General features: G+C 58.4%; 39 protein-coding genes. 2 read left to right on the top strand and 37 right to left on the bottom strand.

All coding sequences use genetic code 11. The features are described 5' to 3' along the window. Positions 1-3: 3 nt before the first annotated feature. Entirely contained in the window at positions 4-1,377 is a 1,374-nt protein-coding gene (locus PRI8871_RS01850; protein WP_108884475.1) for a trypsin-like peptidase domain-containing protein, read from the bottom strand. Between the two features lie 131 nt (positions 1,378-1,508). On the opposite strand from PRI8871_RS01850, the gene PRI8871_RS01845 reads away from it, so the two are divergent. Beyond that, a complete protein-coding gene (locus PRI8871_RS01845) occupies positions 1,509-1,919 on the top strand; it encodes a thiol-disulfide oxidoreductase DCC family protein (RefSeq protein ID WP_108884474.1) in 411 nt (136 codons plus the stop codon). Positions 1,920-1,980: 61 nt separating this feature from the next. Here PRI8871_RS01845 and rplQ read toward each other — a convergent pair whose 3' ends face one another. The 8 genes from rplQ to PRI8871_RS01805 all read right to left on the bottom strand — a co-directional run bounded on the left by rplQ (position 1,981) and on the right by PRI8871_RS01805 (position 8,008). Further along, on the bottom strand, positions 1,981-2,400 hold the full coding sequence (gene rplQ / locus PRI8871_RS01840) for a 50S ribosomal protein L17 (RefSeq protein WP_108884473.1): 420 nt from the start codon (positions 2,398-2,400) through the stop codon (positions 1,981-1,983). 146 nt (positions 2,401-2,546) lie between these two features. Further along, complete coding sequence (locus PRI8871_RS01835; RefSeq protein WP_108884472.1) at positions 2,547-3,563, bottom strand: DNA-directed RNA polymerase subunit alpha; 1,017 nt, start codon at positions 3,561-3,563, stop codon at positions 2,547-2,549. A gap of 114 nt (positions 3,564-3,677) precedes the next feature. After that, a complete protein-coding gene (gene rpsK / locus PRI8871_RS01830) occupies positions 3,678-4,070 on the bottom strand; it encodes a 30S ribosomal protein S11 (protein ID WP_108884471.1) in 393 nt (130 codons plus the stop codon). Positions 4,071-4,085: 15 nt separating this feature from the next. Beyond that, entirely contained in the window at positions 4,086-4,454 is a 369-nt protein-coding gene (rpsM, locus tag PRI8871_RS01825) for a 30S ribosomal protein S13 (protein WP_108884470.1), read from the bottom strand. A gap of 251 nt (positions 4,455-4,705) precedes the next feature. Next, complete coding sequence (locus PRI8871_RS01820; protein ID WP_108884469.1) at positions 4,706-5,350, bottom strand: adenylate kinase; 645 nt, start codon at positions 5,348-5,350, stop codon at positions 4,706-4,708. Continuing rightward, positions 5,347-6,711 (bottom strand): preprotein translocase subunit SecY, encoded by a 1,365-nt coding sequence (secY, locus tag PRI8871_RS01815; protein WP_108884468.1) that lies wholly within the window; start codon positions 6,709-6,711, stop codon positions 5,347-5,349. Before secY ends, PRI8871_RS01820 begins: the two co-directional genes overlap by 4 nt. A gap of 109 nt (positions 6,712-6,820) precedes the next feature. Then, on the bottom strand, positions 6,821-7,291 hold the full coding sequence (gene rplO / locus PRI8871_RS01810) for a 50S ribosomal protein L15 (RefSeq protein ID WP_108884467.1): 471 nt from the start codon (positions 7,289-7,291) through the stop codon (positions 6,821-6,823). A 120-nt stretch (positions 7,292-7,411) separates the two neighbouring features. Beyond that, positions 7,412-8,008: a TetR/AcrR family transcriptional regulator gene (locus PRI8871_RS01805; RefSeq protein WP_108884466.1), complete on the bottom strand. Its 597-nt coding sequence runs from the start codon at positions 8,006-8,008 to the stop codon at positions 7,412-7,414. Positions 8,009-8,104: 96 nt separating this feature from the next. Here PRI8871_RS01805 and PRI8871_RS01800 point away from each other — a divergent pair, with 96 nt between their 5' ends. Further along, entirely contained in the window at positions 8,105-8,494 is a 390-nt protein-coding gene (locus PRI8871_RS01800) for an MAPEG family protein (RefSeq protein ID WP_108884465.1), read from the top strand. Here PRI8871_RS01800 and PRI8871_RS01795 read toward each other — a convergent pair. From PRI8871_RS01795 to rpsL, 28 genes are all read right to left on the bottom strand, one after another. Next, positions 8,491-9,696, bottom strand: coding sequence for a cytochrome P450 (locus tag PRI8871_RS01795; protein WP_108884464.1), 1,206 nt, complete (start codon positions 9,694-9,696; stop codon positions 8,491-8,493). The two genes, PRI8871_RS01800 and PRI8871_RS01795, sit on opposite strands and share 4 nt — an antisense overlap. 193 nt (positions 9,697-9,889) lie before the next feature. Beyond that, positions 9,890-10,078 (bottom strand): 50S ribosomal protein L30, encoded by a 189-nt coding sequence (rpmD, locus tag PRI8871_RS01790; protein ID WP_108884463.1) that lies wholly within the window; start codon positions 10,076-10,078, stop codon positions 9,890-9,892. Positions 10,079-10,083: 5 nt separating this feature from the next. Next, on the bottom strand, positions 10,084-10,659 hold the full coding sequence (gene rpsE, locus PRI8871_RS01785) for a 30S ribosomal protein S5 (RefSeq protein ID WP_108884462.1): 576 nt from the start codon (positions 10,657-10,659) through the stop codon (positions 10,084-10,086). A 175-nt stretch (positions 10,660-10,834) separates the two neighbouring features. After that, a complete protein-coding gene (gene rplR, locus PRI8871_RS01780) occupies positions 10,835-11,194 on the bottom strand; it encodes a 50S ribosomal protein L18 (RefSeq protein WP_108884461.1) in 360 nt (119 codons plus the stop codon). 12 nt (positions 11,195-11,206) lie between these two features. Beyond that, the gene (rplF, locus tag PRI8871_RS01775) at positions 11,207-11,740 is read right to left on the bottom strand and encodes a 50S ribosomal protein L6 (protein WP_108884460.1); all 534 of its coding nucleotides are present in this window, start codon (positions 11,738-11,740) and stop codon (positions 11,207-11,209) included. A gap of 10 nt (positions 11,741-11,750) precedes the next feature. Beyond that, positions 11,751-12,143: a 30S ribosomal protein S8 gene (gene rpsH, locus PRI8871_RS01770; protein WP_108884459.1), complete on the bottom strand. Its 393-nt coding sequence runs from the start codon at positions 12,141-12,143 to the stop codon at positions 11,751-11,753. A 12-nt stretch (positions 12,144-12,155) separates the two neighbouring features. Beyond that, complete coding sequence (rpsN, locus tag PRI8871_RS01765) at positions 12,156-12,461, bottom strand: 30S ribosomal protein S14 (protein ID WP_108884458.1); 306 nt, start codon at positions 12,459-12,461, stop codon at positions 12,156-12,158. Positions 12,462-12,474: 13 nt separating this feature from the next. Then, positions 12,475-13,038 (bottom strand): 50S ribosomal protein L5, encoded by a 564-nt coding sequence (gene rplE / locus PRI8871_RS01760; protein WP_108884457.1) that lies wholly within the window; start codon positions 13,036-13,038, stop codon positions 12,475-12,477. Then, entirely contained in the window at positions 13,038-13,343 is a 306-nt protein-coding gene (gene rplX / locus PRI8871_RS01755; RefSeq protein ID WP_108884456.1) for a 50S ribosomal protein L24, read from the bottom strand. Before rplX ends, rplE begins: the two co-directional genes overlap by 1 nt. Beyond that, a complete protein-coding gene (gene rplN, locus PRI8871_RS01750; protein WP_100164027.1) occupies positions 13,343-13,711 on the bottom strand; it encodes a 50S ribosomal protein L14 in 369 nt (122 codons plus the stop codon). Before rplN ends, rplX begins: the two co-directional genes overlap by 1 nt. A gap of 74 nt (positions 13,712-13,785) precedes the next feature. Beyond that, on the bottom strand, positions 13,786-14,016 hold the full coding sequence (rpsQ, locus tag PRI8871_RS01745; protein WP_108884455.1) for a 30S ribosomal protein S17: 231 nt from the start codon (positions 14,014-14,016) through the stop codon (positions 13,786-13,788). Between the two features lie 12 nt (positions 14,017-14,028). Further along, positions 14,029-14,235 carry a 50S ribosomal protein L29 gene (gene rpmC / locus PRI8871_RS01740; RefSeq protein WP_108884454.1) on the bottom strand — a complete coding sequence of 69 codons (207 nt, stop codon included), beginning with the start codon at positions 14,233-14,235 and terminating at the stop codon, positions 14,029-14,031. Between the two features lie 313 nt (positions 14,236-14,548). After that, positions 14,549-15,172 carry a 2OG-Fe(II) oxygenase family protein gene (locus PRI8871_RS01735; protein ID WP_108884453.1) on the bottom strand — a complete coding sequence of 208 codons (624 nt, stop codon included), beginning with the start codon at positions 15,170-15,172 and terminating at the stop codon, positions 14,549-14,551. A 96-nt stretch (positions 15,173-15,268) separates the two neighbouring features. Then, positions 15,269-15,823 (bottom strand): ester cyclase, encoded by a 555-nt coding sequence (locus PRI8871_RS01730; protein ID WP_108884452.1) that lies wholly within the window; start codon positions 15,821-15,823, stop codon positions 15,269-15,271. A gap of 183 nt (positions 15,824-16,006) precedes the next feature. Next, complete coding sequence (gene rplP, locus PRI8871_RS01725) at positions 16,007-16,420, bottom strand: 50S ribosomal protein L16 (RefSeq protein WP_108884451.1); 414 nt, start codon at positions 16,418-16,420, stop codon at positions 16,007-16,009. A gap of 14 nt (positions 16,421-16,434) precedes the next feature. Beyond that, positions 16,435-17,142, bottom strand: a complete 708-nt coding sequence (gene rpsC, locus PRI8871_RS01720; RefSeq protein ID WP_108884450.1) for a 30S ribosomal protein S3 — start codon at positions 17,140-17,142, stop codon at positions 16,435-16,437. Then, entirely contained in the window at positions 17,142-17,522 is a 381-nt protein-coding gene (gene rplV, locus PRI8871_RS01715) for a 50S ribosomal protein L22 (RefSeq protein ID WP_108884449.1), read from the bottom strand. Before rplV ends, rpsC begins: the two co-directional genes overlap by 1 nt. Before the next feature lie 3 nt (positions 17,523-17,525). Then, positions 17,526-17,804: a 30S ribosomal protein S19 gene (rpsS, locus tag PRI8871_RS01710; protein WP_108884448.1), complete on the bottom strand. Its 279-nt coding sequence runs from the start codon at positions 17,802-17,804 to the stop codon at positions 17,526-17,528. 3 nt (positions 17,805-17,807) lie between these two features. Then, positions 17,808-18,650 carry a 50S ribosomal protein L2 gene (gene rplB / locus PRI8871_RS01705; protein WP_108884447.1) on the bottom strand — a complete coding sequence of 281 codons (843 nt, stop codon included), beginning with the start codon at positions 18,648-18,650 and terminating at the stop codon, positions 17,808-17,810. 234 nt (positions 18,651-18,884) lie between these two features. Continuing rightward, a complete protein-coding gene (locus PRI8871_RS01700) occupies positions 18,885-19,469 on the bottom strand; it encodes a hypothetical protein (RefSeq protein WP_108884446.1) in 585 nt (194 codons plus the stop codon). A 139-nt stretch (positions 19,470-19,608) separates the two neighbouring features. Next, positions 19,609-19,905 (bottom strand): 50S ribosomal protein L23, encoded by a 297-nt coding sequence (locus PRI8871_RS01695; protein ID WP_108884445.1) that lies wholly within the window; start codon positions 19,903-19,905, stop codon positions 19,609-19,611. Continuing rightward, positions 19,902-20,519, bottom strand: coding sequence for a 50S ribosomal protein L4 (rplD, locus tag PRI8871_RS01690; RefSeq protein WP_108884444.1), 618 nt, complete (start codon positions 20,517-20,519; stop codon positions 19,902-19,904). The genes PRI8871_RS01695 and rplD overlap by 4 nt, the downstream gene beginning before the upstream one ends. Next, positions 20,516-21,241 (bottom strand): 50S ribosomal protein L3, encoded by a 726-nt coding sequence (gene rplC, locus PRI8871_RS01685; protein WP_108884443.1) that lies wholly within the window; start codon positions 21,239-21,241, stop codon positions 20,516-20,518. The genes rplD and rplC overlap by 4 nt, the downstream gene beginning before the upstream one ends. 15 nt (positions 21,242-21,256) lie before the next feature. After that, complete coding sequence (rpsJ, locus tag PRI8871_RS01680; RefSeq protein WP_017467315.1) at positions 21,257-21,562, bottom strand: 30S ribosomal protein S10; 306 nt, start codon at positions 21,560-21,562, stop codon at positions 21,257-21,259. Between the two features lie 410 nt (positions 21,563-21,972). Then, positions 21,973-23,148 (bottom strand): elongation factor Tu, encoded by a 1,176-nt coding sequence (gene tuf, locus PRI8871_RS01675; protein ID WP_108884428.1) that lies wholly within the window; start codon positions 23,146-23,148, stop codon positions 21,973-21,975. An 87-nt stretch (positions 23,149-23,235) separates the two neighbouring features. Continuing rightward, positions 23,236-25,359, bottom strand: a complete 2,124-nt coding sequence (fusA, locus tag PRI8871_RS01670) for an elongation factor G (RefSeq protein ID WP_108884442.1) — start codon at positions 25,357-25,359, stop codon at positions 23,236-23,238. Between the two features lie 30 nt (positions 25,360-25,389). Next, entirely contained in the window at positions 25,390-25,860 is a 471-nt protein-coding gene (rpsG, locus tag PRI8871_RS01665; RefSeq protein ID WP_108884441.1) for a 30S ribosomal protein S7, read from the bottom strand. 12 nt (positions 25,861-25,872) lie between these two features. Further along, complete coding sequence (gene rpsL / locus PRI8871_RS01660) at positions 25,873-26,244, bottom strand: 30S ribosomal protein S12 (protein ID WP_005621086.1); 372 nt, start codon at positions 26,242-26,244, stop codon at positions 25,873-25,875. Positions 26,245-26,562 lie beyond the last annotated feature (318 nt).

Genomic DNA, 26,562 nt, shown 5'->3' with positions numbered 1-26,562 from the left:
GCCTTACCCTCGGAACCGGAACAAAACCCGGCGGCCGCCGCGCAGCGCCTCGATGGAAGTGGTGCCAGAGCGCCCCAGCAAGGCCGGAACATCGCTGGTCTTTTCAACCGCGCGGCCATTCACAGCGACCAGCACATCGCCGACTTGCAGGCCAATGCGGGCACCATTTGGGCCGGGGTCGGTGATGACGATGCCTTCGATGCCGATGGCCAAATCATATTCGGCGATCACCGCCGGGTTGGCCCGTGCCACCGACAGCCCCTGCAACGGCAACCGATCATCAAGCGTCACTGCCTGCCGCGCGGGCCGGTCCGGCGGCGCAATCATCTGCACCTTGGCATTCCGCCCTTCGCCGCCACGTGCAAAGGCGATATCCGCCGCCTTGCCGATGCCGCGCACACTCATCCGATAGAGCACTTCGGGCGGGGTGTTCACCGCCAGCCCGTCCACCTCAAGGATCGCATCGCCCGGCAACATACCCGCGCTGCGGAACGGGCTTTCACTGTGCAATTCGGTCAAGACAACGCCGCCCGGCGCGGTCAGCCCCAACGTTTCAGACAGATCACCATCCACCGACTGCCCCGACACACCAGCCCAAGGGCGCTGGAACCGCGCCTCGCCCGATTGGGCCTGCGCCATGAACTGCGCGACCAGATCGGCCGGTATGGCAAAGCCAATGCCGTTGGACCCGCCCGACCGCGTCAGGATCGAAGTGTTCACACCGATCAGCTGCCCATTGATATCAATCAGCGCCCCGCCCGAATTGCCGGGGTTGATCGGCGCATCGGTTTGCAGGAAATAGCCCCGCGCATTGCCCGTCGCCGTGCCAGACCGTGCAAGCCCCGAAACGATGCCCGACGAAACCGTCTGCCCCACGCCGAAGGGGTTGCCGATGGCCAGCACCAATTCGCCCACCTCCACCGTGTCCGATGGCCGAAGGTTCAGATACGGCATGTCAGCGGCATCATGCAGCTTGAGGATCGCCAGATCGCTTTCCTCATCCCCCAGCAGAACGCTGGCCTCATATTCTTGGCGGTTGTTCAGCACCACGCGGATTTCACTGGCCTGCCCGACGACGTGGTAGTTCGACACGACAATGCCGTCGGCGCTCAGAATCACGCCCGACCCGAGCGAGTTTTGCACCCGTGTCCGGGTTTCACCGAAATCGCGGAACATCTGACCAAAGATCGGATCATTGCCGAAGGGGCTTTGTTGCTGCTGGACGATCCGGCGGGCATAAATGTTGACCACTGCCGGGGCCGCTTGTTTGACCAACGGCGCAAAGCCCATCGAGATTTCGGCTTGACTGGTCGGGATACGCGTTTCCGCCCAGACGGGTGTCGCTATTAGCGCCAAGAGGGTGATGATCCGCAGCATGTCGTCCTCCGTTCTTCGGCCCAGATATGTGCGAGCCTTGGGCCCATTGCAACCCACCGCTGCGACAACCCGCCTCTGGCAACCCGGCCCTCAAAGTCTAACCTGAGATGTGGATATTGGAGGACGCATTCATGACATCCGACACCACACCCAGAACCCGCGCCTTGTACAATGGCGACTGCCCTTTCTGTGACGGCGAAATGTGCAGCTATGCCGACTATTCCGAAGCGCGTGGACTGCCGATTGCCTTTGATGACCTAAACCAGATTGATCTGACGCTTTGGGGCGTGACCGAAGATCAGGCCACCCGGCTGTTGCATGTGGTACACGACGGCACTCTTTATGTTGGTTTTGATGCGATGCTGGTGCTTTGGGACCAAATGCCTCGTTTCCGGTTCTTGGCCCGGCTGTGTCGAACGCCCGGCCTGTATACCGTTCTGAACTGGGGCTATGCCAATATCGTGGCGCGCTACATTTACCATCGGCACATGCGCCGCAAATCCGCCGGACGCCTGCGACCCAGCCGCCGCCCTGCGCAATAGGCGCAAAAGAAAAGGCCCCGCCAAATGGCAGGGCCTTCCTGATCCGGGTGACCGGAACGACTTATTCTTCAGCAGCTTCTGCTTCTTCCAGACGGGCCTTGTCGGCGGCGCCTTTGGCATCGACGTCACGATCAACGAATTCGATGATCGCCATCGGTGCCATGTCGCCATAGCGGAAGCCAGCTTTCAGGATACGGACATAGCCGCCCTGACGTTCGGCATAACGCGGGCCAAGCACTTCGAACAGCTTGGCAACCAGAGCGTCCTGCTTCAGCTGCGATGCGGCCTGACGACGGGCGTGCAGATCACCGCGCTTGCCCAGCGTGATCAGTTTTTCAACGATCGGGCGCAGTTCTTTTGCCTTCGGCAGGGTGGTTTTGATTTGCTCGTGCTCAATGAGCGAGCCCGCCATGTTCGCCCACAGGGCTTTACGGTGCTCATGAGTACGGTTCAGGCGGCGGTAACCACGTGCGTGACGCATTGTCATTCTCCTATGTGCCCTCTACGGGCGTTTTGCTTTGTCTGGCGGCCCATGCGTGCGAGCCGCTCTCCTTGGGGCGGACTGCCCAGTGTGGTAGGCGAGGCTAAAGCGCCTCGCCGTAGGGTGGGTTTATAACCCACCGAACCTTAGAAGTTGTCTTCCAGCTTCTTGGCCAGATCTTCGATGTTGTCCGGCGGCCAATCCTCGACGTCCATGCCAAGGTGCAGACCCATGCCCGACAGCACTTCTTTGATCTCGTTCAGCGACTTGCGGCCGAAGTTCGGGGTGCGGAGCATCTCGGCTTCGGTTTTCTGAATCAGGTCGCCGATGTAAACGATGTTGTCGTTCTTCAGGCAGTTTGCCGAACGGACAGACAGTTCCAGCTCGTCCACTTTCTTCAGCAGAAGCGGGTTGAACTCCAGACCATCGTCTTCGTCCTGACGGCCAGCCGACTCGGGCTCTTCGAAGTTGACGAAGATCGACAGCTGGTCCTGAAGAATGCGAGCCGCATAAGCGATTGCATCTTCGGGGGTGACCGAACCATCGGTTTCCACTTTCATGGTCAGCTTGTCATAGTCCAGCACCTGACCTTCACGGGTCGGCTGAACGTCGTAAGCCACCTTTTTCACCGGCGAATAGATCGCGTCGATCGGGATCAGACCGATGGGCGCATCTTCCGGCTTGTTCTTGTCTGCCGACACATAGCCCTTACCGGTGTTAACCGTCAGTTCCATGTAGAGATCGGCACCATCATCCAGGTGACAAATCACGTGTTCTTTGTTCAGAACTTCGATGCCGGCGCTGTCCGAAATGTCACCAGCGGTGACAACACCCGGACCCTTTGCATTGATCGAAAGGCGCTTGGGGCCTTCGACTTCCATGCGCAGGCTGACGCCCTTGAGGTTCAGAACGATGTCGGTGACGTCTTCACGCACACCGGCCACGCTCGAAAATTCGTGCAGAACGTTGTCAATCTGAACGCTGGTGATGGCCGCGCCTTGCAGCGACGACAGCAGCACACGGCGCAGGGCGTTGCCCAAAGTCAGACCAAAGCCACGCTCCAGCGGTTCGGCAACCACAGTTGCCACGCGCGACGGATCGCTGCCCGGTTTTACGTCAAGCTGTGCCGGCTTGATCAGTTCTGCCCAGTTCTTATGGATCATGCGTCCCTCCATTCCTGTCCTTGTCCCCATGTCCAAAGGTCAAGGACGCCCGAGGTTGAAATGACGGAATGGGGCCCTGCGCAATGGCAAGGCCCCACTCAGATATCTGAGAAATCAGACGCGGCGGCGCTTCGGCGGGCGGCAGCCATTGTGTGCGATCGGGGTCACATCACGGATCGAGGTGATGTTGAAACCGACAGCGGCCAGCGCGCGCAGAGCCGATTCACGGCCCGAACCGGGGCCCTGTACTTCGACTTCCAGCGACTTCATGCCGTGTTCCTGAGCTTTTTTGCCTGCATCTTCTGCAGCCATCTGAGCGGCATACGGAGTCGACTTACGCGAGCCTTTGAAGCCCATCGTGCCAGCCGACGACCAGGCAATAGCATTGCCCTGCACGTCAGAGATCAGGATCTTGGTGTTGTTGAACGACGAGTTAACGTGTGCAACACCGGTAGCGATGTTCTTGGAGACCTTTTTCTTGCCCCCACGGCGGGTATCACGTGCCATATCGGTGGACCTCCCTTACTTCTTCTTGCCTGCGATGGCCTTTGCGGGGCCTTTGCGGGTACGAGCGTTGGTGTGGGTACGCTGACCGCGTACGGGGAGGTTGCGACGGTGACGCAGGCCACGGTAGCTGCCAAGGTCCATCAGACGCTTGATGTTCATCTGCACTTCGCGGCGCAGGTCACCTTCTACGGTGTAGTTGGCGTCGATGTGTTCGCGGATTGCCAGCACTTCTGCGTCGGACAGTTCGTTCACACGACGAGTCGCCTCGATGTTCACTGCTTCGCAGATGGCTTTGGCGGATGCCGGACCAATTCCGGTGATGTAAGTCAGGGCGATCGGGACCCGTTTGTGGGTCGGGATGTTAACGCCGGCGATACGTGCCACGTGTCACTTTCCTTTTCGTTGCGGTTCCGTAGCTCCAGAACCTTTTTTCACAACATGAGGCCCGAGGCGTTTTGCGCCGACGGGCCCTAGCTGATCAGGTGGTCTGCCTCCGGGTGCGACCCGGCCAGCAAAATGATTCTCATACAGAGATGCGCGTAGGTAGGTGAGATTGACTTGGGGGTCAACCCTCTTTCCTGAAATGGCAAAGGCGGGGATGTCCCCCGCCCGTCACCTGTCTTCGTATGGTCGCGTTACTTGTCCAGAACGCTGGCGATTGCGGCCTTCACATCGCCGATTTCGCCCAGACCATTGACCGAGCTCAGCGCGCCTTTGGCATAGTAGTAGCCAATCAGCGGCGAGGTCTTTTTGTAATATTCCATCAGACGTGTGCGCAGGCTGTCTTCGTTGTCGTCAGCGCGGCGCTTGACGTCGTCGCTGCCACAGTTGCCGCACTTGCCATCGGCAGGCCAAGGCTTGGTCTGATCGTTGTAGACTTCGCCGCAGCCGCCACAAGTCGAACGCGCCGTGATACGGGCGACAAGCGCGTCATCGTCCACCTGCATTTCAACCACGGCATCCAGCGTCTCACCGGTTTCGGCCAGCAGATCCGCCAGCGCGTCGGCCTGAGCCAGCGTGCGGGGGAAGCCATCGAAGATGAAACCACCAGCTTTGTCGCCCGCCAGCTTTTCGCGGATCAGGCCAATCACGATCTCGTCGGTGACCAGCTCGCCGCGCGCCATGACGCCCGCAACGATCTTACCCATTTCGGTGCCGCTGTCCTTGGCTTCGCGCAGCATGTCGCCGGTCGAAAGCTGGATCATGTTACGCTCATCCACGAGCATGCGGGCTTGAGTGCCTTTACCGGCCCCCGGCGGTCCAAGAAGAATGATGTTCATCGGCGCGCTGGTCCTCCACGTTTCTTGCGGCCTTTACCTTTACCACGCAGCTGCGATTTCTGGATTAGACCTTCGTACTGATGCGCCAGAAGATGGCTTTGCACCTGTTGAATGGTATCCATCGCCACGCTGACCACGATCAACACCGAGGTGCCGCCGAAGTAGAACGGAATGGCGAACTGGCCACGCAGGATTTCCGGCAGCAGACAGACAGCAGCCAGATACGCCGAGCCCAGAACCAGAACGCGGTTGACCACGTATTCCAGATGCTCGGCTGTTTTCTTGCCGGGGCGGATGCCCGGGATGAAGCCGCCCTGATTTTTCAGGTTTTCGGCAACTTCGTCCGGCTTAAACGACACGTTGAACGTATAGAAATAAGCGAAGAACACGATCATGCCCGCGAAGAACAGCAGGTACAGTGGCTGACCGGGGCCGAAATAGGCCAGAATGGTCGACATGATCGGGCCGGTGCTTGTGCCCGAGAAGGTGCTGATCGTGACCGGCAGCAGCAGCAGCGAGCTTGCAAAGATCGCCGGGATAACGCCTGCAGGGTTCACTTTGACCGGCAGGTGCGACGTCTGCGCTTCGGTCATCTTCATACCGACCTGACGGCGCGGGTATTGGATGGCAATCTTGCGCAGCGCACGCTCAAGGAACACCACAAAGGTGATCGTCGCGACGACCATCAAGATCACACCGATGATGACAACCGGGCTGATTGCGCCCGAACGGCCCGAGGCAAAAAACTGGGCCAGAGCGGCGGGAACTTCGGCAATCACACCAACAAAGATAATCAACGAAATACCGTTACCGATGCCGCGCGCGGTGATCTGTTCACCCAGCCACATCAGGAACATTGTGCCGCCGACCAGTGTAATCAGACAGGCCGCGCGGAAATACCAACCCGGATCGGTCACCAGATCGCCGGTTTCAAGACTGACCGCCAGACCGTAGGCTTGGAACGTGGCCAGAATGACCGTGCCATAGCGCGTGTACTGGTTGATCTTCTTGCGACCGATTTCACCCTCTTTCTTGAGTTGCTCAAGCGCGGGAACCATCGAGGACAGCAGCTGAATCAGAATCGACGCCGTGATGTATGGCATGATCCCAAGGGCGAAGATGCCCATACGCCCCAAAGCGCCCCCGGTGAACATGGTCAGGATGCCGCCGATGCCGGTCTGGGCCTGTTCCATAAATTCGCGAAGCGCGACACCGTCGATGCCCGGAACCGGGATAAACGTGCCTAGGCGATAGACGATCAGAAGGCCAACCGTGAAGAAAATCCGGCTGCGCAGGTCCTTCGCCTTGCCCAGAGCCGCCCAGCTTGTGTTGGCGGCCATTTGTTCTGCTGCAGATACCATGCGGGTCTCTCTTGTCGGACAAACGCCGCCAAGAGCAGTTTCCAGCTCTGGCGGCGTTCGGGAAAACTCTGGGGACTATGTAAGCGGCGGCGTCGCCGCTCACAACCCGTTATTCAGCCGCAGCTGCCGCGGTCTTGAGCGAGCCACCGGCTTTTTCGACGGCTTCGACTGCCGATTTCGACGCGCCGGTCACTTCCAGGTTCACAGCCGTGGTGATTTCACCCTTGGCCAGAACGCGGATGCCGTCCAGCTTGCGGCGTACCAGACCCGATGCAACCATCGCGTCTTCGGTGATGGCGGCCGTTGCGTCCAGCTTGCCAGCTTCGACAAACTTCTGGATCAGACCCAGGTTGACGGCGGCGTAGGCCTTGCGGTTCGGCTTGTTGAAGCCACGCTTGGGCAGACGCTGGTACAGCGGCATCTGGCCGCCTTCGTAGCCATTGATGGCCACACCCGAACGCGACTTCTGACCTTTGATACCACGGCCAGCGGTCTTACCTTTGCCCGAACCCGGGCCGCGCGCGACGCGCTTTTTACGCTGGGTTGCGCCTTCGTTATCGCGAAGTTCATGCAGTTTCATATCGCTTCTCCATTGCCGGATGTGACCCACGAAGCGATCGGGCCAACCACGGCTTTTCTTGATTGTTGATTCTGCGCCCAAAGGGGCACCGGGCGCATATAAACGCCCCCTTCCCCCGGATCAAGCCTGTTTCGCCCATCCCCGGACCATCGTCGCCGTCGCCTGCGCCAGCGGCGCTGCGGCCCCGTTGTCACCAGCCGCCCGGATCTGCATCGCCATTGCCAATGCCGAAGCATGCAAAAGCTCTGCCCCCTGTTGCGGGTCAATCGCGCCGTCCAATTGGCCCGTGTCACGCAATCTTGTCAGCGCCTCGGAAAAACGCCCGCGCAGCAAGGCAAAATATCGTGCGGCCCGTTGTTCAATCTCGGGGTGACCCGCGCCAAATTCGATCAAGCTATTAAGCGCGAGGCATCCGTTGCGCATGTCCTCGGACATGACCTCAGGCGCGGTGCGGCGCAAAAACCAGTCCGCGATTTCGCCGATCGCATCAGGCGCGCATCGCGGCGCTGCCCCCGCCTCAAACAGCGTCAGATAGTGGTCCAGAGCGGCAAGGAACAAGCCCATCTTACCGCCATAGACCGTCTGCAAGGAAAATCGTGTGATCCCGGCCTCGTCTTCTATCTGGCGGGTTCCGACACTTTCGTAGCCATGCCGCCAGAACAGCTGCATCGCCGCCGTCAGAGCATCGCCCGGATCACGTTTTCTTGAGCGCCCCATTATTTCTAACCACTTGGATTGTTATTTCTAGTCACTCGGGTAGAAATAACCCGATTTAACCAATTTTACCACCACTCCAAACCAATAGGAGACGTCATGACTTTCCCGATTGCCCTATCCCTTTATGGGCTGATTGCCCTTGTCATTGTCGGCATGTCCATCATGCACACCTACGCGACCCAAGGATTCGCTTTCGGCTTTTCCGCCAATCGAGATGCGCGCCCAGAAACCGCCTTCGGCCTGCGGATCACCCGCAGTTTGCAGAACCAAACGGAATCAGCCGCCTATGCGGTTCCCGCCATGCTCGCCGCCTATTTGGCCGCCCCCGAGCATCCCGGCGTCGCAATAGCCCTGACAGTACTGGTATTGGGACGGGCGCTTTATGTCCCGCTCTATTGGTCAGGCATCAGCTTTGTCCGCGTGCCTGCTTTTGTCATGGGCACGCTGTCCAGCCTCTACCTGATCTACATTGCGGCCACGGCTTAAACCCGGACCGGCAAAGACGTGAAACCACGGAACCGCGCCAAGGGCATCCTTTGGCGCGGGCCGTTTTCACGAAGATGCGGGAAACGCGAGACCAACTGGCCTATGGCGATCTTGCCCTCAATCCGCGCCAGCGTCGCGCCAAGGCACACATGAATGCCCGTGATAAAGGCAATCTGGCGGTTGGGTTTGCGGGTGATGTCCACCCGGTCTGGATCGGGAAACATCGCCGGATCCCGGTTCGCCGCCGCGATGGAGGTGTGAATATACGTGCCCTTCGGCAAGACGCAGTCTGACAGTTCGATATCCGCACCTGCCAGCCGGTTGCCGATCTGAAGCGGGCTTTCCACCCGTAGGAATTCCTCAATCGCTGAACCGATCAGATCCGGCTGGTCCAGCAACAGGCGATGCTGGTCGGGATTGTCCAGCAACACGCCCACGGAATTGCCAACAAGGCTCGTTGTCGTTTCATGGCCTGCGTTCAGCAGAAAGATACAATTCTGGATCAATTCCTCCTGCGTCAGGCGCCGCCCATCATGTTCACCAAAGATCAGCGCCTCAAGCACCTCGCCCTGCTTTGCGCCTTCGGGGTTGTTGCGGCGGTGATTGATCAGATCGTCCAGAAGCTCTGAAAACTCGGTCACTGCGGCGTTGCCCGCCTCAATCCGCTCTGGCGAAACAACTGGGTCTAGCGCACCCAGAATGGCCAGTGAATAGCCGCGCAGACGGGCGCGGTAGTCTTCGGGAATGCCCAACATAAAGGAAATAATCTCGGTCGGCAGGACCTTGGCGAAATCGTCGATCATATCGAACTCGCCCATCTCCGCGACGCGGTCCAAACGCCGCGAAACGATCCCTTCGATCAACGGATCAAATTCCGCCAGCTTGCGCGGCGTAAAGGCCGAGGCCAGCAGTTTGCGCACCGCAGTGTGATACGGCGGGTCGTTGAACACAAGGCTGGTGACATGGTGGCGCTGCAGCGGGCACTGCCCGAACTTGCGGCCAAATTCCTCGGTCTTGTCCGACAGCATATCGCGGCTTTGGTAGACTTTCACACAGTCGTCATAGCGCGTCAGATACACCGATCCGTCCGGGTTCCGATGCACCGGGCTTTGCGCTCGAAGCGCGTGCAAGGTCGGGTGCGGGTTTTCAATGAACTCTGCCCCAATCCCGTTCAGATCAAACTGCGCGATATCCAATGCCATCTGAGTCTCCTCCCAATAAGCAGACTGATCGGTCGGCGAATAAAGCACAAGGGGCATCAACAGGTCGCGCGCAGCGCATGGGCGCAGGAGGGCTCGGGCGGCGCGGGTGGGACGCCCGACTGCGCCCGTTACCCAAAAGAAAACGCCCCCCGGCGGAACCGAGGGGCGCTTAAGTCTAGGTCAGAAAAGGCGATTAACCGCGCTCTTCAATGATCTCCACCAGGTGCGGGATCGAGTTGACCATGCCGCGAACCGAAGGTGTATCTTCCAGCTCACGGGTCTTGTGCATCTTGTTCAGACCCAGACCGATCAGCGTGCGACGCTGGACATCGGGGCGGCGGATCGGCGAACCAATCTGCTTAACAACAATTGTCTTAGCCATTGCTCTTATGCCTCCTCAGAAACCGGGGCGTCATCGCGCTTGGGCAGGATGTCGGCCACTTTCTTACCGCGACGCTGAGCCACCGAACGGGGGCTGGCTTCTTTGCCAAGACCGTCGAGAGTTGCGCGGATCATGTTGTAGGGGTTCTGCGAACCGATCGACTTTGCGACCACGTCCTGAACACCAAGCATTTCGAACACGGCACGCATCGGACCACCGGCGATGATACCAGTACCGGTCGGTGCAGTGCGCATTACGACGCGGCCTGCGCCATGACGACCTTCGATGTCGTGGTGCAGCGTGCGGCCTTCTTTCAGCGGCACGCGCATCATTTTGCGCTTCGCCTGCTCGGTCGCCTTACGGATGGCTTCGGGCACTTCTTTCGCCTTACCCTTACCAAAGCCGACGCGGCCTTTCTGGTCGCCAACAACCACAAGTGCGGCGAAGCCAAAGCGCTTACCACCTTTTACGGTCTTGGACACACGGTTGATCGCGACAAGACGATCTGCGAATTCGGGTGCTGCTTCCTCACGGTCGCGGCGACCGCGGCCACCTTCACGGCGGTTATCACGTTCTGCCATTTGGCTTTCCTTTAAATCTGGTGCCCAAGAGCACCGGTTTTTCCAATCCAGGTGAAATCGACGTTTCCCGGATCATCGAGGCGTTTCCGCCTGCAAAATGTAAGGTGGGCTTTCACCCACCTTACTGGGGCCGAAGCCCCGAACTTTGGGGGGCGAGCCAAGGCCCGCCCGTCCCTTAGATCTTCAGACCAGCTTCACGGGCTGCGTCGGCCAGAGCCTTCACTTTACCGTGGAAGATGAAACCACCGCGGTCGAAGTAGGCTTCGGTCACGCCAGCGGCCAGGGCACGCTCTGCGATCACCTGACCCACTTTCGTGGCGGCTTCTACGTTGTTCTTACCGACGTAGCCCAGATCCTTTTCGAGGGTCGAGGCCGCCGCCAGGGTTTTGCCCTGAACGTCGTCGATCAGCTGAACCGAAATGTTCTTGTTCGAACGGTGAACCGAAAGACGAACGCGACCAGCGTTGACCTTGCGGAGTTTGTTCCGAACGCGCAGGCGGCGCTTTTGGAACAGGACACGTTTGCTGTTAGCCATGTTGCGACACCTTTACTTCTTCTTGCCTTCCTTCTGGAAGATGTATTCGCCCTTGTAGCGAATGCCCTTGCCCTTATAGGGCTCAGGACGACGCCAGTCGCGAATGTTAGCAGCCACCTGGCCAACTTCCTGAGCGTCGTGACCTTCGATCACGATCTCAGTCGGCTTGGGGGTGGTTACCGTTACACCTGCCGGAATGTCAAAATTCACATCGTGGCTGTAGCCGAGGTTCAGCTTCAGCACGTTGCCCTGAACCGCGGCACGATAACCCACACCCTGGATTTCAAGTTCTTTCTTGAAGGTGTTGGTTACGCCGTGCACCAGGTTGGCCACCATCGTGCGGCTCATGCCCCACTGCTGGCGAGCGCGCTTGGACTTGCCACGCGGCGCAACGGATACGATGTTATCTTCGACGGTGATGGTCACATCATCAGTCGCGGTGAAGGTCTGGGCGCCTTTCGGGCCTTTCACTTCTACGGTCTGGCCGGACACGGTTGCCGAAACACCCGAGGGCAGCTCGACCGGTTTTTTGCCAATACGAGACATTGCCTACTCCTTAGAAGACCGTGCAGAGCACTTCGCCGCCAACATTCTGGCTGCGCGCGCTTGCGTCCGACATCACGCCTTTGGGCGTGCTGACAATCGAAACACCCAGGCCCTGACGAACCTGCGGGATTTCCTTGACGCTGAGGTACACGCGACGGCCGGGCTTCGAAACCCGCTTAAGCTCACGGATAACCGGAGCGCCATCATAGTACTTCAGGCCGATTTCAAAGGTCGGGTGACCTGCGGTATCAGTGCCTTTTTCGTAGCCGCGGATGTAGCCTTCGTCAGCCAAAACATCCAGAACCCAACCACGCAGCTTCGAAGCGGGGGTCGACGTCGTCGACTTGCCACGCAGCTGTGCGTTGCGGATACGGGTGAGCATATCGCCGATAGGATCGTTCATATCGTGATCTCCTTACCAGCTCGACTTCACAACGCCGGGCAGCTTGCCGTTCGACCCAAGCTCGCGCAGCATGATACGGCTGATGCGGAGTTTGCGGTAGTAGGCATGCGGACGGCCAGTGAGTTGGCAGCGGTTGTGCAGACGGTTAGCAGCGCTGTTGCGCGGCAGTTTTGCCAGCTTCAGGCGAGCCTTGAAGCGTTCTTCCATCGGCTTCGATTCGTCATTCGCGATTTCTTTCAGAGCGGCACGCTTGGCGGCGAATTTCGCTACCAGACGCTGACGCTTCTTTTCGCGCTCGATCATTGCTTTTTTAGCCATTGATCCCGATCCCTCAGCTGTTGAACGGCATGTTGAATTGCTTCAACAGCGCTTTGGCTTCTGCGTCAGTCTTGGCGGTGGTGCAGATGACAATGTCCATGCCCCAGGTTTCGTCCACCTTGTCGAAGTCGATTTCCGGGAACACGATGTGTTCCTTCAGACCGGTGGCGTAGTTGCCACGGCCGTCAAACGACTTGCCCGATACGCCGCGGAAGTCGCGGATACGGGGCATTGCGATGGTGATCAGACGATCCAGGAATTCGTACATACGGTCACCGCGAAGGGTTACCTTTGCACCAAGCGGCATATCTTCACGAACGCGGAAGCCAGCGATGGACTTCTTGGCTTTCGTGGTCAGTGCCTTCTGACCTGCGATGGTCGACAGATCTTCCTGAGCGGATTTGGCTTTCTTGCTGTCTTTGACAGCTTCAGAGCCACAACCAATGTTCAGAACGATCTTTTCCAGCTTGGGGATCTGCATGTCGTTCTTATAGCCAAACTCTTCTTTCAGAGCGGCACGAACGGTCGAAGCATACAGTTCCTTCAGACGCGGGGTGTAGTTTGCGGTGTCCAGCATCAGATCACGTCCCCAGTGGTCTTGGCAAAGCGGACCTTCTTGCCGTCTTCCTCACGGAAGCCAACGCGGGTTGCTTTGCCGTTCGCATCAACGATGGCCAGGTTCGACAGGTCAATCGGCAGTGCCTTCGGCAGGCGGCCGCCCTGTTCGGACTGGGTCTGACGCTGGTGGCGGATGGCGACATTCACACCGTCAACAACAGCTTTGCCGGCTTTGGGGTCAACCGACGTAATTTCACCGGTTTTGCCTTTGTCCTTGCCAGCAAGAACGATGACCTTGTCACCTTTACGGAGTTTAGCAGCCATTACAGCACCTCCGGAGCAAGCGAGATGATCTTCATGAAGTTCTTGGCGCGCAGTTCACGCACGACCGGCCCGAAGATACGGGTGCCAACCGGCTCACCCGAGTTGTTCAGGATAACGGCTGCGTTGCGGTCAAAGCGGATGGCGGTGCCATCTTCGCGACGAACTTCCTTGGCGGTGCGAACGACGACGGCCTTACGGACATCACCTTTCTTAACGCGACCGCGCGGGATGGCTTCTTTCACGGATACGACGATGATGTCACCCACCGACGCGTATTTCCGCTTGGAACCACCCAGGACCTTGATGCACTGAACTCGGCGTGCGCCGGAGTTGTCAGCGACATCCAGATTGGTCTGCATCTGGATCATGTGGTTTCTCCCGACCTGTGGGGGCTGGTCTGTTTTGTCCCCCAGGGTTTCGAATAACTGTTAGGTGGTACCGATTACTCGGCGATCACTTCCCAGCGTTTTGTTTTCGACTTCGGCGCGCATTCGATGATGCGTACGGAATCGCCGACGTTGAATTTCTCATTCTCATCATGAGCACGGTACTTCTTGGACTTACGAATGGTCTTCTGAAGAACCGGGTGCTTAAAGCGACGCTCAACCGAAACCGTAACGGTCTGAGTGTTGGCCGTGCTGGTGACGGTGCCTTGCAGGATACGTTTGGGCATCTTTCAGGCTCCTTATTCGTTGCCAGCTGCGGCCGCAGCTTTTTGATTCAGCACGGTCTGCACGCGGGCAACATTGCGGCGCACAACTTTGATGCGGGCAGTGTTCTCCAGCTGGCCGGTGGCCTGCTGAAAGCGCAGATTGAATGCTTCTTTCTTGAGATTAACAAGTTCGTCGCGGAGCTCGTCCGGCGTCTTGTCACGCAGTTCGTTGGCGTTCATCGCCTTTTCCTTTCTAACACCAGCAAGCTCCGGACATATTTTTCCGGGTCACCTGTGCACCTGGTGGGTTATAAGACAAAAAGCGAAACCTATGCGCCAAGGCGCACCGATTCCGTTTCTTCGTGCATGAGCGCGGTCTATACGCCTGTTATCCCAATGTGGCAAGGGCCTTTGGGCATAGGCGCGCCCGGAAAGAAATCCGGCGCTGCGCTCGACCTCCGACTCGGGACTTTGAACCGGATTGTACCGCCGTTTCCCCCTAACTGATGGGCAATTGGGATGCGGGTCCAACCAACGTCGATTGGGCCGCCCCCTACTCCCACTTGTAGTTGAAGCTGACCGAGATGCGTTCGTCCTCATCGGCCATGTTCAGCGGCACCTCATGGCGCAACCAGCTTTCCCATAGCAGCACATCCCCGACTTGCGGGCGCTGATAAACGAAGGTTTTCAGCTCCTCCCGGCAGCCTTTAATTCGCGGTGGTGCTGCCATCATCCGTGCGGACCGAGGGTCTTCCAGCTTCAGCGCTGAGGCCCCTTCCGGCATGGCGACATAGGTCGTGCCAGAAATGACCGAATGCGGATGCAGGTGCGAGCTGTGGGTGCCGCCCGGAGGCAGAATGTTGATCCACAGATCCTCAAGCACCAATTGCTTGCCGCCCAGATCAAACTCCAAATCCTTGGCGAATTCGGCCACGTGCAGATCCAGCGATTTCACCAGATCGGCAAAGATCGGGAACCGCCACGGCAGATCGGTCAGCGATGCATAGGACGTATAACCGGGATAGCCTTCGGTTTCGCACCATTCCTGCCCCGCTTCGTCATCTTCTGCGATGGAATAGCAGGACGACTCAAATTCATCGGCGTCAATGGCCGGGCCAAATTCTGACAGGCGGGCGCGATAGAAGCGGGTCACAAACAGAGATGAGATTTCCGGCATGGGATGCCTCCGGTCTAAGGGTATGTCGCGCAGTGCCTCCTTACACGCAAAGAAACCCCCGCGCCAAGAGGACAGGGGGCCTGCCTAAGGCCGTGATTATTGGGCCAGGCCGATTTGGCGCATGAAGGTCAGGTTGTCCCAGAACAGGAACTCTTCATCCATGACGCCTTCGTCGTTCCAATGGCCAATGGTGGCCATCGTCAGCTTGTAGGGTTTGCCAGTGGGTTCAATGAACTGACCGTCACCAATCGGCATCGGCGCGGAAAAGGTGCCCTCGATCACACCAACCACGCCAGTCCATTCCCCCTGCCCAATGCGGATCGGATGCGTTTCGATGCGGGTGTCGGGCGCATAGACAAAGAAAGCCTCAAGATCAGCGATATGCACATCCAGCCCCTCGGTGATGCGGCCATCGGGCCAGTGCACCTTGATGTCCTCGGCATGGCTTTCGTGCAGGCGGTCCCACTGCCGCCCCGAGAACACTTCGAAATCGAGCGTGTCAAAGGTCTCAAGGCGCTGCGCGACTGCGGCTTCGGCGGCTTGATATTGCGCCAACTCCGCCAAGGCGGCGGCGGTCACGTCGGTCTGCTGGGCATAGGCGCTGCTTGCGCTGATAGCGATTGCGGCGGTGGTCAGAAGAATGCGGGTCATTGTTTTCGTCTCCGGTTTGAGTTGATGACCCATATTTGGCACCACAAAGGGCCGAACAAAATGGAGACTATATTGAATGACTTTCCTCTACTTGTACTGAATAGACCTCGACAAAAGAAAACCCCCGGCGCGGAACGCCGGGGGCCTTTTTCGTACCGTGCGGGCAGATGCCCACAGACCGGATTACCAGTCTTCGCGGACCACAACGCGGGTCTTGATCGGCAGCTTCATGGCAGCCAGACGCAGCGCTTCACGCGCGATGTCTTCGCCAACGCCGTCGATCTCGAACATCACGCGGCCGGGCTTGACCTTGCAGGTCCAGCGGTCGACCGAGCCCTTACCTTTACCCATACGAACTTCGATGGGCTTGGCAGTGACCGGGGTGTCCGGGAAGATACGGATCCAAACACGACCCTGACGCTTCATGTGGCGGGTCATGGCACGACGAGCGGCTTCGATCTGACGCGCGGTAACGCGCTCAGGCTGAAGAGCTTTCAGGCCATAGGTGCCAAAGTTCAGGTCGCTACCGCCTTTTGCTTCGCCGTGAATCCGGCCTTTTTGCATTTTGCGGAATTTTGTGCGCTTAGGTTGAAGCATTTCTCATACCCCTCTTAGCGACGGCCGCCGGCGCCACGCGGGGCCGGACCATCCTGGAGTTCCTGTGCCTTGCGGTCACGCGCTTGAGGATCGTGCTCCATGATCTCGCCTTTGAAGATCCAGACCTTGATCCCGATGATGCCGTAGGGCGTGGTGGCCTCTACGTTGGCATAATCGATGTCGGCACGCAGGGTGTGCAGGGGCACGCGGCCTTCACGGTACCATTCGGTACGCGCGATTTCTGCACCGCCCAGACGGCCAGCAACGTTCACACGGATGCCCTGAGCGCCCATGCGCATGGCGTTCTGCACGGCACGCTTCATGGCGCGGCGGAACGATACACGGCGTTCCAGCTGCTGAGCGATCGACTCGCCAACCAGCTGAGCGTCGAGTTCCGGCTTGCGCACTTCAACGATGTTCAGGTGCAGTTCGCTGTCGGTCATGTTCGACAGTTTCTTGCGAAGAACTTCGATGTCAGCGCCTTTCTTGCCGATGATCACGCCCGGACGCGCGGTGTGAATGGTCACACGGCACTTCTTGTGGGGGCGTTCGATGATCACGCGGGCAATACCGGCCTGCTTGCATTCTTCGTGGATGAAATCGCGGATCGCGAGGTCTTCCAGCAGAAGATCACCGTAGTCTTTGGTGTCGGCGTACCAGCGGCTGTCCCAGGTGCGGTTGACCTGCAGACGCATGCCGATCGGATTGGTTTTATTACCCATTAGGCTTGCTCCTCGATCTGACGCACCTTGATGGTGAGTTCCGAGAACGGCTTGTGAATCTTGCCGAAACGACCACGTGCACGGGGACGACCGCGCTTCATGATCAGGTTTTTGCCCACATAGGCCTCGGCGACGATCAGTTCATCGACGTCCAGGTTGTGGTTGTTTTCGGCGTTTGCGATGGCCGACTGAAGACATTTCTTCACGTCAACTGCGATACGCTTCTTCGAGAAGGTCAGGTCCGTCAGGGCCTTTTCAACCTTCTTGCCGCGGATCATCGCTGCAACCAGATTCAGCTTCTGCGGGGAGGTACGGAGCATGCGCAGTTTTGCCATTGCTTCGTTGTCTGCCACGCGGCGGGGGTTCTTTTCCTTGCCCATGACTTACTTCCGCTTCGCTTTTTTGTCAGCCGCGTGACCGTAATAGGTCCGGGTCGGCGAATATTCACCGAACTTCTGGCCGATCATGTCTTCGGTAACCAGCACGGGAACGTGCTTCTGGCCGTTGTAGACGCCAAACGTCAGACCCACGAACTGGGGCAGGATCGTCGAGCGGCGCGACCAGATTTTGATGACTTCGTTCTTACCCGAGTCGCGTACCTTTTCCGCCTTTTTCAGGACGTAGGCATCAACGAACGGGCCTTTCCAAACAGAGCGCGACATGTATTAGCGACCCTTCTTCTTGGCGTGACGCGAGCGGATGATCAGCTTCTGCGACGCCTTGTTGGTGTTGCGGGTGCGCTTACCCTTGGTCGGCTTACCCCATGGGGTCACCGGGTGACGACCACCCGAGGTCCGGCCTTCACCACCACCATGGGGGTGGTCGATCGGGTTCATAACCACACCACGGACGCTCGGACGGATGCCCTTGTGGCGCATACGACCGGCTTTACCGAAGTTCTGGTTGCTGTTGTCGGGGTTCGACACGGCACCGACGGTGCACATGCATTCCTGACGCACCATGCGCAGTTCGCCCGAGGACAGGCGGATCTGAGCGTAGCCACCGTCACGGCCAACGAACTGAGCGTAGGTGCCTGCGGCACGTGCGATCTGACCGCCCTTGCCCGGCTTCAGTTCGATGTTGTGCACGATCGTACCGATCGGCAGGCCCGAGAACGGCATTGCGTTGCCCGGCTTCACGTCGGCCTTGGCCGATGCGATCACCTGGTCGCCAACGCCAAGGCGCTGCGGTGCCAGAATGTATGCTTGTTCGCCATCTTCGTACTTGATCAGCGCGATAAAGGCCGTCCGGTTCGGGTCATATTCGATCCGCTCGACGGTTGCGGCCACGTCGAATTTGGCGCGCTTGAAATCGACGATCCGGTAGAGACGCTTCGCGCCACCACCACGGCGGCGAGAGGTAATCCGTCCGGTGTTGTTACGGCCGCCCGACTTCGTCAGACCCTCGGTGAGGGCTTTGACGGGACGTCCTTTGTACAGCTCCGAACGGTCGATCAGCACCAGCCCACGCTGGCCCGGCGTCGTCGGCTTATACGACTTGAGTGCCATGCTTTCTGTCTTCCGTTTGCTTGCGGGCCGTTGCCGACCCTATATGTTTAGCCCCCCGAAGGTGGCCGTAGGTAAAGGGCCCCGAAGGTCCCAGAGTTCGCAATCCGCACAATAGACAAGCCCCGGACGAATCCGGGGCCTTGGCGGATGGGGTCTCTTAGGGTGTATGGGGGTGGCGGTCAAGTGTAGAGATGGTTGTGGACGACAACGTGTCATCGACTGGATTGTTGCATTCTATAATGCGCTTTTGGCCTCATCGCGCAATGATCTCATACACTCATCAAAATTGCCGGATCGATAATGAATGTAAAGACTTGTGTCTTCCCAGCCAGCACGAACAGTAACAAGTATCTCCCCTAACTCATCTGGGCCCGCCTTTGAGAAAGTCCAACTCGCCTGATGTGCTCTTTGATTCTTGGCAATCGCACGCGAAAAATCCTCAGGATCATCATAAAGTGCGCCAGAACGCAAAAACTCATCCCTTTGAGGAATCCCGTACTTTGGAATCATGGCAACGATCAAATCTTCGTAGGCCTCCCTAACACGGATTCCCCATTCGTCATTTTCGTAAGTTCGCCCAAAACCGAATATTTGACAGATGCCGGTCAACTTTGAAGAGCGAACGGCGTAACCTTTAAATTCAAAATATGGATTTATCGCGTATACCTGATAGCCGCCATGAATGTTGGTCATTCGCTCCGCGTTGAACGGAAGTTCATCGCCAAATTCGAAGCCGAACGCTCCATCCGCAGAAACTCTCCCTGAGAAAATCGACGTAAGAACCAATACCATCAAGACCGATTTTATAAAATTTCCCATGCAGAGACTCTCCTTTTCGGCGATCAACTTCGAAACCATACCCCTCAGACAGCGGATCTTAAAAACAAAAAAACCCCCCGCCTTTCGGCGAGGGGTTCTTTCTTTGCCGTAGGGTGGGTTTGCAACCCACCACGCACGATCACAGACCGGTGGTCACGTCGATCGTGTTGCCCTCTTCGAGGGTCACATAGGCTTTCTTGACGTCTTTGCGCTTGCCCAGTTGGCCGCGGAAACGCTTTACCTTGCCTTTGGTGATGGTCGTGTTCACGGCCTTCACCTTGACGTTGAACAGCGATTCAACAGCTTCCTTGATCTGCGGCTTGGCCGCGTCAATCGCCACTTCGAAAACAACCGCACCGTTTTCCGATGCAAGGGTGGTTTTCTCGGTGATGATCGGCTTGCGGATCACGTCGTACATTTCTGCTTTGGCGGTCATTTCAGGCGAGCCTCCAGTGCTTCGACACCTGCTTTGGTGAGCACCAGGGTGTCACGCTTCAGGATGTCATAAACGTTTGCGCCCATCGACGGCAGAATATCGAGACCCTCGATGTTCGAAGCCGCTTTCAGGAAGCCTTCGTTCACGGCCGCACCGTCGATCACCAGCGCGCGCTTCCAACCCAGGTTCTTAACCTGCTTGGCCAGAGCCGACGTTTTGCCGTCGGTTGCTGCGGTGTCGATGATCACCAGGTTCCCGGTCTTGGCTTTTGCCGACAGAGCCAGCTTCAGACCAAGGACGCGAACCTTTTTCGGCAGGTCGTGTGCGTGCGAACGCGGGGTCGGACCCTTGTAGATGCCACCCTTGCGGAAGATCGGCGCCTTGCGGGAGCCGTGACGTGCGCCACCGGTGCCCTTTTGGCGATAGATCTTCTTGGTCGAGTAGCTCACTTCCGAGCGGGTCTTGACCTTGTGCGTGCCAGCCTGCGCCTTGTTGCGCTGCCAGCGGACAACGCGGTGCAGGATGTCTGCGCGCGGCTCAAGATCAAAGATCTCTGCCGACAGCTCGACTTCACCGGCGGCAGTGCCGTCCAGATTGATCACGTCAAGTTTCATGCCTCGCCTCCTTCTTCAGCGGGGGCAGCTTCGGCGGCCGGAGCCTGTGCCGAGCGCAGGGCTGCGGGCAGAACCAGGTTGTCCGGGGTCGGCTTTTTGACGGCGTCCTTAACGGTCACCCAGCCACCCTTGGCACCCGGAACGGCGCCTTTGATGAAGATGATGCCACGGTCGGCATCGGTCTTCACCACTTGCAGGTTCTGCGTGGTGACTTTGGCAGCGCCCATATGGCCGGCCATTTTCTTGCCTTTGAAAACCTTGCCCGGATCCTGACACTGACCGGTCGAGCCGTGCGAACGGTGCGAAATCGACACACCGTGCGATGCACGAAGACCACCAAAGTTGTGGCGCTTCATGGCACCGGCAAAGCCTTTACCAATCGAGGTGCCCGACACGTCAACGAACTGACCATCAGAGTAATGGTTCGCGGTGATTTCCTCACCAACGTTGATCATGTTTTCAGGGGCAACACGGAATTCAGCCAGCTTGCGCTTGGGCTCGACCTGAGCGACGGCGAAGTGACCACGCAGGGCCTTCGTCACGCGCTTCGTCTTGATCGAACCGGTGCCCAGCTGAACAGCGGTGTAACCGTCCTTCTCGGGGGTGCGCTGAGCGACCACCTGAAGGTTTTCGAGTTGGAGAACGGTCACAGGAATCTGCTTTCCGTCTTCCATGAAAAGCCGGGTCATGCCGACTTTCTTTGCGATGATTCCAGAGCGCATCTTGCGGTGCCCTCCTTAAACCTTGATCTCGACGTCGACGCCGGCAGCCAGGTCGAGCTTCATCAGCGCGTCCACGGTCTGGGGGGTCGGATCGACGATATCGAGAAGACGCTTGTGCGTCCGGATTTCAAACTGATCGCGCGATTTCTTGTTCACGTGGGGACCACGCAGAACAGTGAATTTTTCGATCTTGTTCGGCAGCGGGATCGGGCCACGAACTTGGGCGCCGGTACGCTTTGCGGTGTTGACGATTTCCTGAGTGCTGGCGTCCAGCACGCGGTAATCAAACGCCTTGAGCCGGATACGGATGTTCTGGTTCATTGAACAGCCTATTATTGGCGTTGAGGTTGAGAGGAGGATCTTCGCTCATCGACGACCCTCTTCGAACCTTAAGGGCGGGAATCACCCCGCCCTTATGTTCCTTATGGGAACTCGGGGGCTATACAGGCTGCTGGGGGGTGTGGCAAGGGTTAAGTCCCCATCACCTCCCAATCCCATATGTCGCGCAGATCTGGCGGCTGTCCGTCCGTCATTCAATGCCGGTCGCAGTAGGCAATTTGCGCCGGAAGGCCCTGCAGAATCAACAGCTTGGGGCCTCAACGGCGATGCGATGTAGCGGAGGGGAATCCGATGAACAGCGCCCCGCAAGATCGAAAAAGGCCGCCCCAATCGGAGCGGCCTTCTGATCTTGTCGCGAGGTGGGTTGAAAACCCACCCTACAGCCATCGAAATTAAGCGAGGACTTTGGAGACGACGCCCGAACCAACGGTGCGGCCGCCTTCGCGGATAGCGAAGCGCAGCTGTTCTTCCATCGCGATCGGGGCGATCAGCTCAACGGTGAACTTCAGGTTGTCGCCCGGCATTACCATCTCGGTGCCTTCGGGCAGGATAACCGTGCCGGTCACGTCGGTGGTCCGGAAGTAGAACTGCGGACGGTAGTTCGCGAAGAACGGCGTGTGACGGCCACCCTCTTCCTTGGTCAGGATGTAGGCTTCGGCTTCGAACTTGGTGTGCGGGTTCACCGAACCCGGCTTACACAGAACCTGGCCGCGCTCAACCTTCTCACGGTCGATGCCGCGCAGCAGGGCGCCGATGTTGTCGCCGGCTTCACCGCGATCCAGCAGCTTGCGGAACATTTCAACACCGGTACAGGTGGTGGTCTGCGTGTCTTTGATACCAACGATTTCGATGGTGTCGCCAACGTTGATCACACCGCGCTCAACACGGCCGGTCACAACCGTACCACGGCCCGAGATCGAGAACACGTCTTCGATCGGCATCAGGAACGGCTGGTCGATCGCACGTGCCGGCTGCGGGATGTACTCATCAACAGCGGCCATCAGTTCTTTGATCTTCTCTTCGCCGATCTGCGGCTCGGTGCCGTTCATGGCGTGCAGAGCCGAACCCGCGATCACGGGAATGTCGTCGCCCGGGAAATCGTATTCGCTCAGAAGCTCACGGATTTCCATCTCGACGAGCTCCAGAAGCTCTTCGTCGTCAACCTGGTCGACTTTGTTCATGAAGACAACCATCGCCGGGATGCCAACCTGACGGCCCAGCAGGATGTGCTCGCGGGTCTGCGGCATCGGGCCGTCAGCTGCGTTCACAACCAGGATCGCGCCGTCCATCTGCGCAGCACCGGTGATCATGTTCTTAACATAGTCAGCGTGGCCGGGGCAGTCGACGTGCGCGTAGTGACGTGCTTCGGTTTCATACTCAACGTGCGCCGTCGAGATCGTGATCCCGCGTGCTTTCTCTTCCGGGGCGCCGTCGATCTGATCGTACGCTTTGAAGTCACCAAAGTACTTGGTGATCGCAGCCGTCAGCGTCGTCTTGCCGTGGTCAACGTGGCCGATCGTGCCGATGTTGCAGTGCGGTTTACCGCGCTCAAACTTTTCCTTACCCATAGGTAGGCTCCTTTTTCGTATGCGGATGGTGGGGCTGCGCCCCACCCTACGGTGGTGGGTAGGGCGGGGTTCACCCCGCCACCCGGGTTATGCGTATTTTGCCTGGATCTCGTCCGAGATGTTCTGCGGAACCGGATCGTAGTGGTCAAACTGCATCGAGAACTGGGCGCGGCCCGAGGACATCGAACGCAGGTTGTTGATGTAGCCGAACATGTTTGCCAGCGGAACGAAGGCCGCGATGGCAATCGCGTTGCCGCGCTGATCCTGACCGGACACCTGGCCACGACGCGAGGTCAGATCGCCGATGATCGAACCGGTGTAGTCTTCCGGCGTGATCACTTCGACCTTCATGATCGGTTCCAGCAACTTCGCGCCAGCTTTCTTCATGCCTTCGCGCATCGCCATACGTGCAGCGATTTCGAACGCCAGAACGCTGGAGTCAACGTCGTGGAACTTACCGTCGATCAGAGCAACCTTGAAGTCGATAACCGGGAAGCCCGCCAGCGGACCGGAGTCCATGACCGACTTGATACCCTTTTCGACGCCCGGGATGTATTCTTTCGGAACGGCACCACCAACGATGCGGCTTTCGAACGAATAGCCTTCGCCGGCTTCGGTCGGGGTGATGATGATCTTGACTTCCGCGAACTGACCCGAACCACCCGACTGTTTCTTGTGGGTGTAGGTGTGCTCGACCTCGTGCGAAATGGTTTCGCGGTAAGCCACCTGCGGTGCACCGATGTTGGCTTCCACTTTGAATTCGCGGCGCAGACGGTCCACCAGGATGTCCAGGTGAAGTTCGCCCATGCCCTTCATGATGGTCTGACCCGATTCCAGATCGGTTTCGACGCGGAAGGACGGGTCTTCTGCTGCCAGACGGGCAAGGCCAGCCGACATCTTTTCCTGGTCGCCTTTTGTCTTCGGCTCGACGGCGATTTCGATCACCGGCTCGGGGAAGGTCATGGTTTCCAGAACGACCGGATCTTTCGGATCGCACAGCGTGTCACCGGTGGTGGTGTCTTTCAGACCCGCCAGCGCGATGATGTCGCCTGCGAATGCTTCCTCGATTTCCTCGCGGTTGTTCGAGTGCATCATCATCATACGGCCAACGCGTTCACGCTTGCCTTTGGTCGAGTTCAGAAGCTGGTCGCCCTTCTTCATCACGCCCGAATAGATGCGGGTGAAGGTCAGCGAGCCAACAAACGGGTCGTTCATGATTTTGAACGCCAGGCCAGCAAAGGCCATGTTGTCGTCTGCGCGACGCGCGATGTCACGGGTTTCTTCTTCGTCGCCCGGCTTAAAGCCCATGTAATCAACAACGTCCAGCGGGCTGGGCAGGAAGTCGATCACAGCGTTGAGCAGCGGCTGAACGCCTTTGTTCTTGAACGCCGAACCGCCGAGAACCGGCACGAAGTGCAGCGCCAGGGTGCCCTTGCGCAGCAGTTTGCGCAGGGTGTCAACATCGGGCTCTTCGCCTTCCAGATAGGCTTCCATCGCGTCGTCGTCTTCTTCGACAGCGGCTTCAACCATCTTGGCGCGCCATTCGTCGGCGACGTCTTTCAGCTCGTCACGGATCGGCTGCTTGACCCAGGACGCGCCCAGATCTTCGCCTTTCCAGACCCACTCTTCCATGGTGATCAGGTCAACCTGACCTTCCAGCTCCGACTCGGCACCGATCGGCAGCGCAACCGGAACAGCGCGTGCGCCGGTGCGGTCTTCGATCATGCGAACGCAGTTGAAGAAGTCAGCGCCGATCTTGTCCATTTTGTTAACGAACACGATCCGCGGAACCTTGTAGCGGTCAGCCTGACGCCACACGGTTTCGGTCTGGGGTTCAACACCTGCGTTTGCGTCCAGAACGCAAACGGCACCATCGAGAACCGCCAGGGAACGTTCGACTTCAATCGTGAAGTCCACGTGGCCGGGGGTGTCGATGATGTTCATGCGGTATTTGGTGTCGGAAGTACCATCTGCGGTCGGCTCTTCCTGGCGCTGCCAGAAAGTGGTCGTTGCCGCCGAGGTGATGGTGATCCCGCGTTCCTGCTCCTGCTCCATCCAGTCCATGGTGGCTGCACCATCGTGCACCTCACCGATGTTGTGCGACTTGCCGGTGTAATACAGGATACGCTCCGAGCAGGTGGTTTTCCCTGCGTCGATGTGTGCCATGATACCGAAGTTGCGGTACCGGTTGAGAGGATATTCGCGTGCCATAATGTGCAGCCCTTGGGTGGAGGAGTGGAGTTACCAGCGGTAGTGGCTGAACGCTTTGTTGGCGTCGGCCATCTTGTGGGTGTCTTCGCGCTTTTTCACGGCAGTGCCGCGCGAGTTCACAGCATCCAGCAGTTCACCTGCCAGGCGCTCTTCCATGGTGTTTTCGTTGCGGCCGCGCGATGCGGTGATCAGCCAACGAATGGCCAGTGCCTCACGACGTTCCGGGCGCACTTCGACGGGAACCTGGTAGGTTGCACCACCAACGCGGCGCGAACGAACTTCGACCGACGGTTTGATGTTATCCAGCGCTTCGTGGAACACTTCCACGGGGGCGCGCTTGATTTTGGTTTCGATGCGCTCAAGCGCATTGTACACGATACGCTCTGCGACCGACTTCTTACCGTCGATCATCAGGTTGTTCATGAATTTGGTCAGGACGCGATCGCCATACTTGGCGTCGGGCAGGACTTCGCGTTTTTCAGCGGCGTGACGACGAGACATTTATAGATCCTCTTACTTCGGACGCTTCGCGCCGTACTTCGAGCGACGTTGCTTACGGTCTTTAACGCCCTGGGTGTCAAGAACACCGCGCAGGATGTGGTAACGAACGCCGGGAAGGTCTTTTACACGACCGCCACGGATAAGCACAACCGAGTGCTCCTGGAGGTTGTGGCTCTCGCCCGGAATATAGCTGATAACCTCGAAGCCGTTGGTCAGACGCACCTTGGCGACTTTCCGCATAGCCGAGTTCGGCTTCTTCGGGGTCGTGGTGTAGACGCGTGTACATACGCCACGCTTCTGGGGGCACTGCTCGAGGTGCATCGACTTCGAGCGCTTGACTTTGGGCTGCCGCGGCTTGCGGATCAGCTGTTGGATCGTTGGCATTCCGGTTTAATCCCCGTGTAAGCTCACATCTGTGGTGCACGGTCTCCATGCGGTTAAAATTTTCGGCGCCCGTGCGTCCACGAGACGCCCTCTGGTCCAGTCAAAGCCGCCGCGATTAAACGACGCAAAAAACCGCATTCGCCCCTCTTTCCGGAGCGACGCGGTGGGTGTCCAGAGGATCGGGGCTAGGCCCGGATCGTGACCGCTTCAGAACTGGTGTCAGGCTAAGGGGTTTCCCCCCGCTCGCCGAGATAGCGGGCGTATAGGGGGAGTCGGAGGGCTTGTCAACTGTTCCTGTCCGTTGCTGGCCAGACAGGC

This window comes from Pseudoprimorskyibacter insulae, assembly GCF_900302505.1.
Taxonomy (GTDB): Bacteria; Pseudomonadota; Alphaproteobacteria; order Rhodobacterales; family Rhodobacteraceae; genus Pseudoprimorskyibacter; species Pseudoprimorskyibacter insulae.
The sequence above is the reverse complement of the archived record's forward strand: the minus strand, read 5'-3'. Positions and strand labels throughout refer to the sequence as shown.